Consider the following 14,493-nt stretch of genomic DNA (forward strand, 5'->3'; position numbering starts at 1 on the left):
GCCTCCGGTGATCGTCCGAACACAGTTCAGCCCCCGGCGGGGGAAGTACGCCGGGGGCTGAACTGTGGTTGTCGACGCGGTAGTCCGCGGGTCAGCGACGGGTGGTCTTCTTGGCTGCGGTCTTCTTTGCAGGGGCCTTCTTGGCCGGAGCCTTCTTCGCGGCCGTGGCCTTCTTCGCCGGCGCGGCCTTCTTGGCCGGAGCCTTCTTCGCGGCCGTGGTGGTCTTCTTGGCCGCCGTGGTCTTGGCCGGAGCCTTCTTCGCGGCCGTCGTGGTCTTCTTGGCCGCCGTGGTCTTGGCCGGAGCCTTCTTGGCCGCGGTGGTCTTCTTGGCCGCGGTGGTCGCCTTCTTGGCGGCGGTCTTCTTCGCCGGCGCAGCCTTCTTGGCTGCCGTGGTGGTGGTTCCGCTGCCGCGCTTCACAGCCGGACCGGTGGCGGACAGCTTCTGCTTGCCGGCCACAACGGCTTTGAACTGAGCTCCCGGACGGAATGCCGGAACAGATGTTGCGCGGACCTTCACGGTCTCGCCGGTCCGCGGGTTGCGGGCGACGCGCGGTGCGCGCTTCCGCTTTTCGAATACGCCGAAGCCGGTGATCGTCACGCTCTCGCCCTTGTTGACTGCGCGAACGATCGTGTCGACGACGAGCTCGACCGCTTCTGTCGCAGTCTTGCGATCCGCGTCGAGCTTCTTGGTCAGCTCATCAATGAGCTCCGCCTTGTTCATGAGTACCTCCGCAAGCTGATCTGACCGAGTTTCGGCCAGCTACCAACACACGGTAAACGTCGGATGTGAAAACGTCCATCTTCCACGCCAATTAGGACGCCGTGTTGCGAAATGGCATGGCAGCTCACGACGGTGCCGCCGCGACGGGATCGCCCCGTCGCGGCGGCGAGAAATCAGCCCGCCAGGGTGCGCGGCTTGAATCCCGGCCGCGTCGACTCGTACTCGGAAATCGCGTCTACCTGGCGCAACGTGAGGCCGATGTCGTCGAGACCCTCCATCAGACGCCACCGCGTGTAGTCATCAATTGCCAACGGCACCACGAGGTCTCCGGCGGTGACCGTCTTATCGACAAGGCTCACCGTCAGTTCGAGGCCCGGAGTCTCCTCGAGCCGCTTCCACAGCAGCTCGACGTCGGACTGCTCGACCTGGGCGGCCACCAGACCCGCCTTGCCCGAGTTGCCGCGGAAGATGTCGGCGAAGCGGGACGAGATCACCACGCGGAAGCCGAAATCGGACAGGGCCCAGACCGCGTGCTCACGCGAGGAGCCGGTGCCGAAGTCGGGGCCGGCGACCAGGACCGACCCGCGGCTCCAGGGTTCGTTGTTGAGGATGAAGTCGGGATCGGTTCGCCAGCCGGCGAAGAGACCGTCTTCAAAGCCGGTGCGCGTCACCCGCTTCAGATAGACGGCCGGGATGATCTGGTCGGTGTCGACGTTGCTGTGGCGCAGCGGGACGCCGATGCCGGTGTGTTCGGTGAACGGTTCCATGAGAATGCCCCTGTTCGAATGATGTGGCCGGGATGTGGTTCGGACCGTGACTCAACCGAGATCGGCGGTCGCCGGCAGTGAGTCCAGATCGGCGGGCGCGGACAAGGTGCCGCGCAGGGCGGTGGCCGCCGCCACTGCCGGTGACACGAGGTGGGTTCGACCACCCTTGCCCTGGCGCCCTTCGAAATTGCGGTTCGAGGTCGACGCGCACCGCTCACCCGGGGCGAGCTGATCCGGGTTCATGCCCAGGCACATCGAGCACCCGGCCTGCCGCCACTCGGCGCCGGCGGCGACGAAGATCTCACCCAGTCCTTCTTCCTCGGCCTGCGCGCGTACGCGCATCGAGCCGGGGACGATCAGCATCCGCATGCCGTCCGCGACCTTGCGCCCCTTCAGGATGTCGGCGACCTCGCGCAGATCCTCGATCCGGCCGTTCGTGCACGAGCCGACGAAGACCGTGTCGACCTTGATGTCGCGCAGCGGCGTTCCGGGCTCCAGGCCCATGTACTCCAGCGCCTTCGCCGCGGCGCCTGCCTTGACCTCGTCGCCGTAATCGGCCGGGTCCGGTACCGCGGCGCCGAGCGGCGCACCCTGGCCCGGGTTGGTTCCCCACGTGACGAAGGGGGTCAGCGTGGAGGCGTCGATGTGCACCTCGGCGTCGAAGGTGGCGTCGGGATCGGTGCGCAGGCTGTCCCAATAGGCAACCGCGGCATCCCAATCGGCACCGGACGGGGCATGCGGGCGCCCCTTCAGGAACTCATAGGTGGTCTCGTCGGGCGCGATCATCCCCGCCCGGGCCCCCGCCTCGATCGACATGTTGCACACCGTCATCCGGGCTTCCATGGACAGCTTCCGGATGGCCTCGCCGCAGTACTCCAGCACGTAGCCCTGTCCGCCGCCGGTGCCGATCTTCGCGATGATCGCGAGGATCAGGTCCTTGCTCGTCACACCGGGCGGCAGCTCGCCGTCGACGTTGATGGCCATCGTCTTGAACGGCCGCAGCGACAGGGTCTGTGTCGCGAGCACGTGCTCGACCTCGCTGGTGCCGATTCCCATCGCGATCGCTCCGAAGGCGCCGTGTGTCGACGTGTGGCTGTCGCCGCAGACGACGGTCATGCCGGGCTGGGTCAGGCCCAGCTGCGGCCCGACGACGTGGACGATGCCCTGCTCGGCATCACCCATCGGATGCAGGCGGATGCCGAACTCCTCGCAGTTGCTGCGAAGTGTGTCGACCTGAGTGCGCGAGACCGGGTCGGCGATGGGCTTGTCGATGTCCATCGTCGGGACGTTGTGGTCCTCGGTCGCGATCGTCAGGTCCGGTCGCCGGACCGGTCGCCCGGCGAGACGCAGGCCCTCGAAGGCCTGCGGACTGGTGACCTCGTGTACGAGGTGGAGGTCGATGTAGATCAGGTCGGGATCGTTGGTGCCCGACGCGTCGGCGCCACCGGGGACCACGACGTGATCGCGCCACACCTTCTCGGCGAGAGTTAGCGGCTGGGCTGGGCTGTTGCTCATGGCTGCACTCGTTATCTGTCTCGGGTTCTTCGGACTCTGCACGCGGTCTCGACGTTCTGGCTGGCTTTCGAACGTGCATCTCACTATTTGGACAGCTAGTATCGTCCTATGGGAAAGGATACCGCATCTGCGGTCAGCAGCGGAATCGGCGTGCTCGACAAGTCCGTGGCGGTGCTGCACGCGATCGCCGAGGCCCCGTGCAACCTGTCGGAGCTCTGCGAACGAACCGGCCTGCCGCGGGCGACGGCGCACCGGCTCGCGGTCGGGCTCGAGACCCACCGCTTCCTCACCAGGGACGTCACCGGGCGCTGGCAGCCCGGCCCCGTCCTCGGCGAACTCGCCTCCTCGGCACACGATCCCATCACCGAGTCGGCCCTGATGGTCCTCCCCCGGCTCCGCGACATCACCGGCGAATCGGTCCAGGTCTATCGCCGCGAAGGAGCCGAACGCGTCTGCGTCGCCGCGATGGAACCACCGACCGGACTGCGCGACACCGTGCCGGTGGGCACCCGCTTCCCGATGAGCGCGGGGTCGGCGGCGAAGGTCCTGCTCGCCTGGGCCGATCCCGCGACCCAACGTGCGCTCGTGCCGGACAGCATCTTCAGCGAGCGCGCGCTCCACGAGATCCGCCGCCGAGGGTGGGCGCAGAGCGCAGGCGAACGCGCCGCCGGAGTGGCGAGTGTGTCGGCTCCCGTGCGCGACGGCAACGGTGACGTCGTCGCCGCGATCTCGGTGTCCGGGCCGATCGACCGCATGGGCCGCCGGCCGGGTGCGCGCTGGGCCGCCGATCTGCTCGCCGCCGCGGACGCCATCCACAAACGCCTCCAGGCGGCACGCCCCTGACCCAGAGCCGTTGCACCCGGTGCCGTTCCGATGCACCCGTCGGTGGGCTAGCGTCGGGGAATGGGAGTCAATCAACGCAGTCAGATCGTCATGTCCGAGGCCGAGATCACCGAGTTCGTCGCGCGCAGCCGGACCGCCACCCTCGCCACCACCGGACCCGACGGGAACATCCACCTGGTGGCGATGTGGTACGGGATCGTCGACGGCGACATCTGGTTCGAGACGAAATCCAAGTCGCAGAAGGCCGTCAACATCCGCCGCAACAGCCGGTGCTCGGTGATGATCGAAGACGGCGACACCTACGACACCCTCCGGGGCGTCGCGTTCGAGGGCAACGCGGAGATCCTCGACGACCCCGACTCGTGCCTGAAGGTCGGCATCAGCGTCTGGGAGCGCTACACCGCGCCCTACACCGAGGAATCGCGGCCCTTCGTGGAGCAGATGATGAACAAGCGCGTGGCCGTCCGGATCAGACCGTCTCGCACTCGTTCCTGGGATCACCGCAAGCTCGGCATCCCCGAGATGCCCGCCTCCGGGAGCACCGCCGAGTTCCTGTGACCCGACGACGGTGACAGACGCCGACCCAGCTCCGTCCGCGTCGCGATGTGATCAGCGTGACTCGGACGAGATGGCCTGTGGCGCATAGCAAAACACCCTCCCCCTGCAGTGCAGAGGGAGGGTGTATCTCGTAGCCCCGACGGGATTCGAACCCGCGCTACCGCCTTGAGAGGGCGGCGTCCTAGGCCGCTAGACGACGGGGCCATGGGAACTTCCGGCGATCAAGACCTTAGCACGGTCTCGATCTCTTTCTGTCCGCTGGGGTACCAGGACTCGAACCTAGAATGGCGGTACCAGAAACCGCTGTGTTGCCAATTACACCATACCCCATTGGCGTGGTTCTCCTTGCGGAAAACTGCCGAGAAAGAGAGTATCAAAGGGTTGCCGGAAGTCCACAAACGTGCAGCTCAGACCCCTTATTCGGCTGCAATCCGCCGGGCCGAGGCCAGCCTCGCGAGCGTCTTGTCGCGACCCAGGATCTCCATCGACTCGAACAGCGGAGGACTGATCTGCGAACCGGTCACGGCCACGCGCACCGGACCGAACGCCTTGCGCGGTTTGAGTCCCAGATCGTCCACCAGGGCGGCGTTCAGCGCGTCCTGCAGCGCGGTCGTGGTGAAGGAATCCAGCGACTCGATCGCGGCGATGGTGGCGTCCAGAACCGGCACCGCGTCGGCACCCAGGTTCTTGCTCGCCGCCTTCTCGTCGATCGTGAAGTCGGCGTCCGAGGCGTAGACGAACCGGATGAGATCCCAGGCGTCACCCAGGACCTGGATGCGCGTCTGCACCAGTTCGGCCAGAGCTGCGAAGGTCTCGTCGTCGGCGGTCTCGGCGAGCTTGCCCTGCGCGACGAGATACGACTTGAGCCGGGCGGTGAAGTCGCCGAGGTCCAACCGGCGGATGTGCTCGGCGTTGATGGCGTCGGCCTTCTTCTGGTCGAAGCGCGCGGGGTTGGAATTGACCTGCCGCACATCGAAAGCCGCGATCATCTCGTCGAGGCTGAAGACGTCGACATCACTCTTGTAACCCCAGCCGAGCAGCGCGAGGTAGTTGAGCAGGCCTTCGGGGATGAACCCGCGGTCGCGGTGGTGGAACAGATTCGACTGCGGGTCGCGCTTGGAGAGCTTCTTGTTGTCCTCCCCCATGACGAACGGAAGGTGGCCGAAGGACGGAACCGAATCGGCGACGCCGATGCGGATCAGCGCGTCGTACAGTGCGAGCTGGCGCGGGGTCGACGAGAAGAGGTCCTCGCCGCGCAGCACATGCGTGATCTTCATCATGGCGTCGTCGACCGGATTGACCAGGGTGTAGAGCGGATCGCCCGAGGCGCGCGTGAGGGCGAAGTCCGGCACGGTCCCGGACTTGATGGTCGTCGTACCGCGCACGAGATCGTCCCACGAGATGTCGGTGTCCGGCATGCGCAGTCGGACAACGGGTTTGCGCCCCTCGGCCACGTACGCAGCGCGCTGATCGGGAGTCAGGTCGCGGTCGAAGTTGTCATAACCCAGTTTCGGGTCACGGCCGGCGGCGCGATGACGGGCCTCGACTTCCTCGGGTGTGGAGAAGGCCTCATAGGCCTCGCCCGCTGCGAGCAACCGGGCGACGACGTCGGCATGGAGTTCCCGACGCTCCGACTGCCGGTAGGGCCCGTAGGGTCCCCCCACCTCGGGCCCCTCGTCCCAGTCGAGTCCCAGCCAGCGCAGCGCGTCGAGGATCGCCGCGTAGGACTCCTCGCTGTCGCGCGCGGCATCGGTGTCCTCGATGCGAAAGACGAAAGTGCCGCCGTCGTGGCGGGCCTGGGCGAAGTTGAACAGCGCCGTCCGCACGAGCCCCACGTGCGGCGTCCCCGTCGGAGACGGACAGAATCGGACGCGCACACCCTCAGTACTGGTCATTGGCTCAGGGTATCGAAGCCGTGCCACGCCCCCGACATGCCCGCCGTCAGGCCCGGTGCGCCTCGCAGAACTCGACGAGGACCCGATTCACCTCGGCCGGCTGTTCGAGATACCCGAAATGACCGGCTCGTTCGATCTCGACGTATTGCGCGCCCGGAATGGCCTCGGCGACTTCGCGCGCCAGCTTCGCCGGCAGCGTCCGATCGTCGGCGAAACCGACGACCAGGGCGGGCCGGGTGATGCCGCGGTAGGCCGCGAGGCGGTTGGACTCCTTGTTGTGGAGTTCGAGCTGCGCACGCACACCCGGGGTGATCGTCTGCGGCGAGAACCCGATGATGTCGAGCCAGTCGCGCGCGGTGCGGTCGTCGTCGAGCGTGTGTGGCGACAGGTTCAGATGGGCGGTGATCGCGGCCTCGTACTCGGGCGGCAGCTTGATCTTGTTGTCGTAGAGCGCCCGCTCCCCGGCCGAGATCGCCTCCTGCAGTGGAGTGTTGCGGCCATAGGTCGCGACCATCACTGCCGCTTTGACCACATCCGGCCGCGCCAGCGCCAGCTCCTGGGTGATCCGGGCGCCGAGCGAGGTGCCGATCACGATCGCCGGACCGCGACCCAGGTGCTCGATCAGGGCGGCCGTGTCGGCGACCATGTCGTCGAGGGTGAATCCCTCGGCACACTCCGATGACGGGGCGACACCGCGGTTGTCGAAGGTCACCACGGTGAACCCGGCCTTGACCAACGCCGGTTCCTGGTGGGCCTTCCACACGCGTCCGGGGCTACCGGTCCCCATCACCATGACGACCAGCGGGCCGGAACCGGCCACGCTGTAGGAGATGTCGATGCCGTTGACTCGTGCCGTGCTGGGAGCTGTCACTTGTCCACCACCGGGTTGGAGAGCGTACCGATTCCTTCGACGGTCACCGAGACACGCTGGCCGGCGACCATCGGTCCCACACCTTCCGGGGTACCCGTGAGGATCACGTCACCCGGCAGAAGGGTCATGACGCGCGAGATCCACTCCACGATCTCACCGACGTCGTGGAGCATCAACGACGTCCGGGTCCGCTGCTTGACCTCGCCGTCGAGTTCGGTCACGAGTTCGACATCGGCCGGGTCGAACGCGGTGTCGATCCACGGACCGAGCGGACAGAAGGAGTCGTAGCTCTTCCCCCGCGTCCACTGTCCGTCGGCCTGCTGGTGGTCGCGGGCGGTCACGTCGTTGGCGACCGTGTAACCGAGGATCACGTCCTTGGCCTGCGCGGCCTTCACGTCCTTGCATGCACGTCCGATGACGATCGCCAGTTCACCTTCGTAGTCCACGCGTTCCGACGACGGCGGGCGCACGATGGGCAGCTCGGGCCCGATGATCGAGGTGTTGGGCTTGAGGAAGATCACCGGATCGGCGGGCGCCTCGCCACCCATCTCCGCGGCGTGCGCGGCGTAGTTCTTCCCGATGCAGATCACCTTGCTGGCCAGGATCGGTGCCAGAATCCGCACATCTGCCGCCTTCCACGAGCGGCCGGTGAACGTCGGCGTGCCGAAGGGATGCTCGGCGATCTCCTTCATCACGGCGTCGTCACCATCGCCCTCGACGGACACGAATGCCACGCCGTCAGGACTCGCAATTCGACCTAAGCGCATGTCCCAGACCTTATCGCACCGTCGATCCCACACGTTGGGAGCCGAGTTGGCAGACCTCCGAGCCGGTTTTAGAATGTGGACGCCGAGTTTCATATATTGAGATCCGCACCACGGGCGTCCGTCTGATCAGACAGCGAGGTGAGCAGAACATGACCGATGTCGACGACATCACCACTGCCAGAAGGTGGGTCATCCTCGGCTGCTCGCTCCTCGCCGCACTCACCACGACGTGCGTGGTCAGCGGTGTCGCCTACCTGATCCCGGCGCTCCACACCGACGCCGGACTCTCATTGACCGAGGCGTCGACGCTCGCCGCGATCCCGACCATCGGCCTGATGGCCGCGACGATCCCTTGGGGGATCCTGTTGGACCGCTACGGCGAACGCCGCATCCTGTTGCTGTCGCTGTCGATCTCCCTCAGCGGCGCGATCGCGGCCGCGGTCGCCGCGGCGGCCGACGCGTCGTACCTCGTCGTGGGCGCCGCACTCTTCGTGGGCGGTCTCGGTTCGGGAGCTGCCAACGGGGCCAGCGGCCGCATCGTCGTCGGCTGGTTCCCCGCCCATCAGCGCGGGACCGCGATGGGCATCCGACAGATGGCCCAGCCGCTGGGAATCGGCGTCTGCGCACTCACCATGCCGGTTGTCGCGGCGGGCTCGGGACCTGCTGCGGCACTGGCGATCCCAGCGATCGTGACTGCCGCAGGCCTGGTCGCGGTGGTCGTCGGCATCACCGACCCACCGCGCCGCACAACACCCGCCGCGGTGGTCGACGACTCTCCCGCACGTGCGAATCCCTACCGCGGCAATTCTTTCCTCGCGCGTGTCCACATCGTCAGCATGCTGCTCGTCATCCCGCAGTCGATGCTGTGGACCTTCGTACCCACCTGGCTCATCGTCGCGCACGGATGGTCACCGGTCGGCGCCGGCACGCTGATCACGGTGACCCAGGTCATCGGTGCGCTGGGCCGGATAGTCGCCGGACGATGGTCGGATGCCTGGTTGTCGCGTATGCGACCCGTACGGGTGATCGCGGTCGCCGGTGTCGCCGCCATGTCCGCGCTGGCGATCGCCGACTGGTTCGACAGTCCGCTGGCACCCGCCCTCATGGCGGTGGCGAGCATCATCTCCGTCGCCGACAACGGCCTGGCGTTCACCGCCATCGCCGAATACGTGGGACCGGAATGGAGCGGGCGCGGCCTCGCCGTCCAGAACACCGGGCAGTATCTGGTCACCGCGGCCACCACACCCCTACTGGGGGCACTGATCGCGGCGGTCGGCTTCCCCATCGCGTTCGCGGCCACCGCCCTCGCGCCGCTCGTCGCGACACCGCTGGTCCCCCGCGACCGGTCGCCGGGAGCCGACGACTTGGTGGACGCGTGAATGCAGAGCTGTTCTGACAGAGCAGGATGCGCGAACATACTGTGCTGAATACCAACCCGACCGATGAACCTCATCTCGACTGGTGGACTTCGATCGAAGTCCACCAGTCGAGTTGAGGTCTGTCGGTCGCGAGAGTGGTCGGCGCGGGGCCGGAACTACAGCCGTTCGCGGATGCGTGCCCCGATCTCAGCGGTGCCGAACGTGCCGCTGCGGTCGGCGAGGTCGTCGGCGACGGCCTTCTCGATCCGGGCGGCGGCGTCGAGGTCGCCGAGATGCTGGAGCAGGAGTGCGACCGACAGGATCGCGGCGGTCGGATCGGCTTTGCCCTGACCGGCGATGTCGGGAGCCGACCCGTGGACGGGCTCGAACATCGACGGGTTGGCGCCGGTGGCGTCGATGTTGCCCGATGCGGCCAGTCCGATGCCGCCGCTCACCGCAGCAGCGATGTCGGTGATGATGTCGCCGAACAGGTTGTCGGTGACTATGACGTCGAAGCGTCCGGGATCGGTGACCAGATAGATGGTCGCCGCGTCCACATGGCAGTAGTCGGTCGTCACGTCCGGGAACTCGGCGCCGACCTCGTCGACCGCGCGACTCCACATCGACCCGGCGAAGGTCAGGACGTTGGTCTTGTGGACCAGCGTCAGCTTCTTGCGACGCTGCTGCGCGCGCTGGAAAGCGTTGCGCACCACACGCTCGACGCCGAAGCGGGTGTTGACGCTGACCTCGGTGGCGACCTCGTTCGGGGTGCCGACCCGGATGGCACCGCCGTTGCCCGTGTAGGGACCCTCGGTCCCCTCCCGGACCACCACGAAGTCGATGTCGGGGTCACCGGCGAGCGGCGAGGAGACACCGGGGAAACGGCGCGACGGGCGCAGGTTGACGTGGTGGTCGAGGGCGAATCGCATGGTGAGGAGCAGCCCGCGCTCCAGCACACCGGACGGCACCGACGGATCTCCGATGGCGCCCAACAGGATTGCGTCGTGACGGCGGAGGGACTCGAGGTCGTCCTCGGTCAGCAGTTCGCCGTTGCGGTGGTAGCGGCGCGCTCCGAGATCGAACTCGGTGGTGCTGACCGACGGAACGACCGCCTCGAGGACGCCGAGCGCCTCCCCGATGACCTCGGGTCCGATGCCGTCGCCGGCGATGACTGCGAGTCTCATGCGAGGTCGACCTGTTCGATGAGGGTTGCCGAGACGGCGTCACCGATCGCGGCGACGACGCCGTCGTCGACGACACTGCTCACGCGCAGCATCATCGTGGCGCCGCCACCCTCGGCGTCCTGCGACAGGCCGGCGGCGAGGATGTCGACGCCGGCGTTGCCGAGCAGCGTGCCGATCTTGCCCAGCGAACCCGGCTGGTCGGCGTAACTGACGATGAGGTTGTGGCCCTCGGCGCGGAGGTCGAAGTTGCGGCCGTTGATGTTGACGATCTTCTCGACGAGACGCGGCTCGGTGAGGGTGCCCGACACGTTGTGCACCGAGCCGTCGGCGAAGACGGCCTTCACGTCGACGACACTGCGGTGGTTGGGGCTGTCCGGTGCGGTGGTCACCTCGCTGGTGACGCCACGGCTCTCGGCGACGGCCGGGGCGTTGACGAACGTGACGGGCTCGTCGAGCACGGCGGAGAACAGGCCACGCAGCGCCGACAGACCGAGCACCTCGACGTTCTTCGCGGCCAGTTCGCCGCGGACATCGACGACCAGCGACGTCGGCGGTTCCTTGCTGATGGCACCGACGAGGACGCCGGCCTTGCGGGCGACCTCGAGCCACGGCGCGACCTCTTCGTCGACGGCGCCGCCGGTGATGTTCACCGCGTCGGGGACGAAGTGTCCGGCCAGCGCGAGCCGCACGCTCTTGGCGACGTCGGTGCCGGCGCGGTCCTGCGCCTCGCTGGTCGACGCACCGAGGTGCGGGGTCACGACGACCTGCGGGAGCTCGAACAGCGGCGAGTCGGTGCAGGGCTCGGTGGCGAAGACGTCGAGTCCGGCGGCGCGGACCTGACCGGAGGTGATCGCGTCGGCGAGGGCCTGTTCGTCGATCAGGCCACCGCGGGCGGCGTTGACGATGACCACGCCCTTCTTGGTCCGGGCGAGCTGCTCGGCGCCGATGAGACCCAGGGTCTCCGGCGTCTTCGGCAGGTGCACGGTGATGAAGTCGGCGCGCTCGAGCAGTTCGTCGAGGCTGACCAGCTCGATGCCCAGCTGGGCCGCGCGGGCGGGCGACACATAGGGGTCGTAGGCGATGATGTGGGTCTCGAAAGCGGCCAGCCGGGCAGCCACGAGCTGACCGATCCGGCCGAGCCCGACGACGCCGACGGTCTTGTCGAAGATCTCGACGCCGTTGAACGACGAACGCTTCCAGGTCTTCTCACGCAGGGTTGCGTCAGCAGCGGGGATCTCACGCGACGCCGACATCAGCAGCGCGATGGCGTGTTCGGCGGCAGTGTGGATGTTCGAGGTTGGGGCGTTGACGACCATGACGCCGCGCTCGGTGGCCGCGGGGACGTCCACGTTGTCCAGACCGACACCCGCCCGGGCGATGATCTTCAGCTTCTTGCCCGCGTCGAGGACCTCGGCGTCCACGGTCGTCGCGGAGCGGACCAGGATGGCGTCGGCGTCGACGACCGCCTCGAGCAACTTGGGACGATCCGGACCGTCGACCCATCGCACCTCGACACCGTCACCGAGTGCTTCCACGGTGGACGGCGCCAGCTTGTCGGCGATGAGTACAACCGGGCGGCCAGCAGAGCTCACAGTCATTTCTCCAGGTTCGGGGAGTGCGGTTTCACGATCGGCGATGCGGAGTGTCGGTGACGACTCCGTACGACAGCTTAAAGGTGTGGTAGGTGCCGCCGAGCACGTGGCCTACCCCGAATTCGGAGTCCTGTCCTCCTGCATGGGTAGAGTGTGACCCGCATTACGGTTACCTTGCATGGAGCATCACGGAAGTGTTGCAAACCGACCGCGGGTCGATCCCACGCAGCCGTGAGCGCCCGGGGGGACCGGTACGGTGTGCTTGCCGCCAGTTTCGAAGTCCCGACGGGTGGCCGAATGCCCGTGACCGAGAACTGGTTGGACCCGAGAAGTGGAGTGCGGATGACGAAGAAGCTGACAGTGCTGTTGGCGGTTTTGGCTGCGACGGTGCTGGCCGGCTGGGGAGGGGGCGTCGCGGTCGCCGCACCGGCGAAGATTTTCCTGGGAGGCGGCTCCGGCATCCTGGTGCTCAAGGGCGGCAATTCGGCCGCGGCCTGCACGATGACCACCATCGGCCGCTCGAAGACCAACAAGCTCATCGGCGTCACCGCGGGACATTGCGGCACACCCGGTCAGAAGGTGTACTCCGAGACCTTCCAGGATCGCGGCCAGGCGGGCACCATCACGTACACCGCTCCCGATCTCGACATGGCGATCATCGAATTCGACGCCTCGCGCGTCGTGCCGCTGCGTACCGTGCGCGGCGTGACGATCCGCTCGGTCGACCCGAAGCCCCTCGCCTTCCCGACGATCGCCTGCAAAGAAGGCCGGACCACCGGCAACACCTGCGGTATCGCCTGGTTTTCCGACGGCGACGTCCACGTCAGCCAGATGTGCGTGATCGAAGGTGACTCCGGCAGCCCGGTCGTCGTCGGCGATCGCCTCGTCGGAATGGTCAACGCCTACTACTTCCTCGGCTGCCTCGGCCCCGAGACCGGAACCAACATCCAGCCGATCCTCAAGCGGATCGCTTCGCTCGACGCCTACCGGGGCTTCCGGGTCGCCTGACGACTCCGAGTCCCACCCCCACCGACGCCCCGGATGATTCTCCTCCGGGGCGTCGTCGTGTTCTGGGGCGGATCTCGTGCATCCGTGAGTGGATCGTCGTGAGCGGGACGGCACCGCCCGTCAGCGGAGTTCCGTGGCGACGAGTCGTGCGGCCCACTGACGGCTAGCCAAATCCACCCTTTTTCGGTATTTCCTCCCCCCGAGATCCCGGTGGGTTTGACGAAAAGGGGTGGGTTTGCGGAGACGAAAACGGGCCCGCACCTTTCGGTGCGGGCCCGCTTGTCGTTGCGACTCAGGCGGTCTCGGTGATCGGGCGATCCACCCAGCTCATCAGGTCGCGCAGCTTCTTGCCGGTGACCTCGATCGGGTGCTCGGCGTTCTCCTTGCGCAGACCCTCGAGCTCCTTGTTGCCGCCCTCGACGTTGGCGACGAGGCGCTTGACGAAGGTGCCGTCCTGGATGTCGGTGAGGATGCCGCGCATGCGCTCCTTGGTGTCGGCGTCGATGACCCGCGGGCCCGACACGTATCCGCCGAACTCGGCGGTGTCGGAGACCGAGTAGTTCATGCGGGCGATGCCACCCTCGTACATGAGGTCGACGATGAGCTTGAGCTCGTGCAGCACCTCGAAGTAGGCCATCTCCGGGGCGTAACCCGCCTCGACCATGACCTCGAAGCCGGTCTTGACCAGTTCCTCGGTGCCGCCGCACAGCACGGCCTGCTCGCCGAAGAGGTCGGTCTCGGTCTCTTCCTTGAAGGTGGTCTTGATGATTCCGGCACGACCACCGCCGATGGCGCTGGCGTAGCTCAAAGCGAGTGCCTGACCCTCGCCCTTGGGATCCTGGTGGACGGCGATGAGCGCGGGAACGCCCTTGCCGTCGACGAACTGGCGACGCACGAGGTGGCCGGGGCCCTTGGGGGCGACCATCGCGACGGTCACGTTCTCGGGCGCCTTGATGAGGCCGAAGTGGATGTTGAGGCCGTGGCCGAAGAACAGCGCGTTGCCGTCCTGCAGGTTCGGCTCGATGTCCTCGGTGAAGATCGAGGCCTGCGAGGTGTCGGGCGCCAGGACCATGATCACGTCGGCCCATGCGGCGGCTTCGGAGGCGGTGAGCACCTTGAGGCCCTGCTCCTCGGCCTTGGCCTTGGACTTGGAGCCCTCGCGCAGGCCGATCACGACATCGACGCCGGAATCGCGCAGCGACAGCGAATGCGCATGGCCCTGGCTGCCGTAGCCGATCACCGCGACCTTGCGACCTTGGATGATCGACAGATCCGCGTCGTCGTCGTAGAACAGTTCGATGGCCACTATGTTTCCCTTCGATATGTGGTGTCCTCGGTGGATTTCGGAATCCGCCGGGGACGTAATTCTCTTGTCGCTCATCGCCGGTGCTCAGATGCGCACGACGACAGCGGG

General features: G+C 67.0%; 13 protein-coding genes and 2 tRNA genes. 4 read left to right on the forward strand and 11 right to left on the reverse strand.

Features of this window, described 5'->3' with window-relative positions:
- Window positions 1–91: 91 nt before the first annotated feature.
- From AC3B5T_RS23685 to leuC, 3 genes are all read right to left on the reverse strand, one after another.
- A complete protein-coding gene (locus AC3B5T_RS23685; protein WP_488358004.1) occupies window positions 92–721 on the reverse strand; it encodes an HU family DNA-binding protein in 630 nt (209 codons plus the stop codon).
- 173 nt (window positions 722–894) lie between these two features.
- Window positions 895–1,488, reverse strand: coding sequence for a 3-isopropylmalate dehydratase small subunit (gene leuD, locus AC3B5T_RS23690; RefSeq protein WP_010841315.1), 594 nt, complete (start codon window positions 1,486–1,488; stop codon window positions 895–897).
- 51 nt (window positions 1,489–1,539) lie between these two features.
- Window positions 1,540–3,003: a 3-isopropylmalate dehydratase large subunit gene (leuC, locus tag AC3B5T_RS23695; protein ID WP_488358006.1), complete on the reverse strand. Its 1,464-nt coding sequence runs from the start codon at window positions 3,001–3,003 to the stop codon at window positions 1,540–1,542.
- A gap of 108 nt (window positions 3,004–3,111) precedes the next feature.
- Here leuC and AC3B5T_RS23700 point away from each other — a divergent pair, with 108 nt between their 5' ends.
- Both AC3B5T_RS23700 and AC3B5T_RS23705 read left to right on the forward strand, forming a co-directional pair.
- Window positions 3,112–3,846: an IclR family transcriptional regulator gene (locus tag AC3B5T_RS23700; RefSeq protein WP_010841317.1), complete on the forward strand. Its 735-nt coding sequence runs from the start codon at window positions 3,112–3,114 to the stop codon at window positions 3,844–3,846.
- A 60-nt stretch (window positions 3,847–3,906) separates the two neighbouring features.
- A complete protein-coding gene (locus tag AC3B5T_RS23705; protein ID WP_010841318.1) occupies window positions 3,907–4,404 on the forward strand; it encodes a PPOX class F420-dependent oxidoreductase in 498 nt (165 codons plus the stop codon).
- 131 nt (window positions 4,405–4,535) lie between these two features.
- Here AC3B5T_RS23705 and AC3B5T_RS23710 read toward each other — a convergent pair.
- The 5 genes from AC3B5T_RS23710 to AC3B5T_RS23730 form a co-directional block, all read right to left on the reverse strand.
- Window positions 4,536–4,608 (reverse strand) — tRNA-Glu (locus tag AC3B5T_RS23710).
- Window positions 4,609–4,662: 54 nt separating this feature from the next.
- A tRNA-Gln gene (locus AC3B5T_RS23715) sits at window positions 4,663–4,734 on the reverse strand.
- An 86-nt stretch (window positions 4,735–4,820) separates the two neighbouring features.
- Window positions 4,821–6,299 carry a glutamate--tRNA ligase gene (gltX, locus tag AC3B5T_RS23720; protein ID WP_488358008.1) on the reverse strand — a complete coding sequence of 493 codons (1,479 nt, stop codon included), beginning with the start codon at window positions 6,297–6,299 and terminating at the stop codon, window positions 4,821–4,823.
- A gap of 46 nt (window positions 6,300–6,345) precedes the next feature.
- Window positions 6,346–7,170, reverse strand: coding sequence for an alpha/beta fold hydrolase (locus AC3B5T_RS23725; RefSeq protein WP_014927491.1), 825 nt, complete (start codon window positions 7,168–7,170; stop codon window positions 6,346–6,348).
- Window positions 7,167–7,937 (reverse strand): fumarylacetoacetate hydrolase family protein, encoded by a 771-nt coding sequence (locus AC3B5T_RS23730; RefSeq protein ID WP_010841321.1) that lies wholly within the window; start codon window positions 7,935–7,937, stop codon window positions 7,167–7,169. The genes AC3B5T_RS23725 and AC3B5T_RS23730 overlap by 4 nt, the downstream gene beginning before the upstream one ends.
- Window positions 7,938–8,086: 149 nt before the next feature.
- On the opposite strand from AC3B5T_RS23730, the gene AC3B5T_RS23735 reads away from it, so the two are divergent.
- Entirely contained in the window at window positions 8,087–9,316 is a 1,230-nt protein-coding gene (locus AC3B5T_RS23735; RefSeq protein ID WP_055475511.1) for an MFS transporter, read from the forward strand.
- Window positions 9,317–9,471: 155 nt separating this feature from the next.
- Here the strand turns inward: AC3B5T_RS23735 and AC3B5T_RS23740 are convergent, their stop codons facing one another.
- Together AC3B5T_RS23740 and serA are read right to left on the reverse strand one after the other, a co-directional pair.
- Entirely contained in the window at window positions 9,472–10,479 is a 1,008-nt protein-coding gene (locus AC3B5T_RS23740) for a 3-isopropylmalate dehydrogenase (protein WP_014927493.1), read from the reverse strand.
- On the reverse strand, window positions 10,476–12,071 hold the full coding sequence (gene serA / locus AC3B5T_RS23745) for a phosphoglycerate dehydrogenase (protein WP_010841324.1): 1,596 nt from the start codon (window positions 12,069–12,071) through the stop codon (window positions 10,476–10,478). Before serA ends, AC3B5T_RS23740 begins: the two co-directional genes overlap by 4 nt.
- A 342-nt stretch (window positions 12,072–12,413) precedes the next feature.
- On the opposite strand from serA, the gene AC3B5T_RS23750 reads away from it, so the two are divergent.
- Window positions 12,414–13,079 (forward strand): chymotrypsin family serine protease, encoded by a 666-nt coding sequence (locus AC3B5T_RS23750; protein ID WP_010841325.1) that lies wholly within the window; start codon window positions 12,414–12,416, stop codon window positions 13,077–13,079.
- A gap of 292 nt (window positions 13,080–13,371) precedes the next feature.
- Here AC3B5T_RS23750 and ilvC read toward each other — a convergent pair whose 3' ends face one another.
- On the reverse strand, window positions 13,372–14,385 hold the full coding sequence (gene ilvC / locus AC3B5T_RS23755; protein WP_010841326.1) for a ketol-acid reductoisomerase: 1,014 nt from the start codon (window positions 14,383–14,385) through the stop codon (window positions 13,372–13,374).
- Between the last annotated feature and the right edge of the window lie 108 nt (window positions 14,386–14,493).

The sequence above is a fragment of the Gordonia sp. G4 genome (genome assembly GCF_057770005.1).

Coding starts and splice junctions, on each gene's coding strand:
- AC3B5T_RS23735 (WP_055475511.1), top strand. CDS start 8,087: ATGACCGATGTCGACGACATCACCACTGCCAGAAGGTGGGTCATCCTC.
- AC3B5T_RS23730 (WP_010841321.1), bottom strand. CDS start 7,937: ATGCGCTTAGGTCGAATTGCGAGTCCTGACGGCGTGGCATTCGTGTCC.
- gltX (WP_488358008.1), bottom strand. CDS start 6,299: ATGACCAGTACTGAGGGTGTGCGCGTCCGATTCTGTCCGTCTCCGACG.
- AC3B5T_RS23705 (WP_010841318.1), top strand. CDS start 3,907: ATGGGAGTCAATCAACGCAGTCAGATCGTCATGTCCGAGGCCGAGATC.
- AC3B5T_RS23740 (WP_014927493.1), bottom strand. CDS start 10,479: ATGAGACTCGCAGTCATCGCCGGCGACGGCATCGGACCCGAGGTCATC.
- AC3B5T_RS23700 (WP_010841317.1), top strand. CDS start 3,112: ATGGGAAAGGATACCGCATCTGCGGTCAGCAGCGGAATCGGCGTGCTC.
- leuC (WP_488358006.1), bottom strand. CDS start 3,003: ATGAGCAACAGCCCAGCCCAGCCGCTAACTCTCGCCGAGAAGGTGTGG.
- AC3B5T_RS23750 (WP_010841325.1), top strand. CDS start 12,414: ATGACGAAGAAGCTGACAGTGCTGTTGGCGGTTTTGGCTGCGACGGTG.
- leuD (WP_010841315.1), bottom strand. CDS start 1,488: ATGGAACCGTTCACCGAACACACCGGCATCGGCGTCCCGCTGCGCCAC.
- AC3B5T_RS23685 (WP_488358004.1), bottom strand. CDS start 721: ATGAACAAGGCGGAGCTCATTGATGAGCTGACCAAGAAGCTCGACGCG.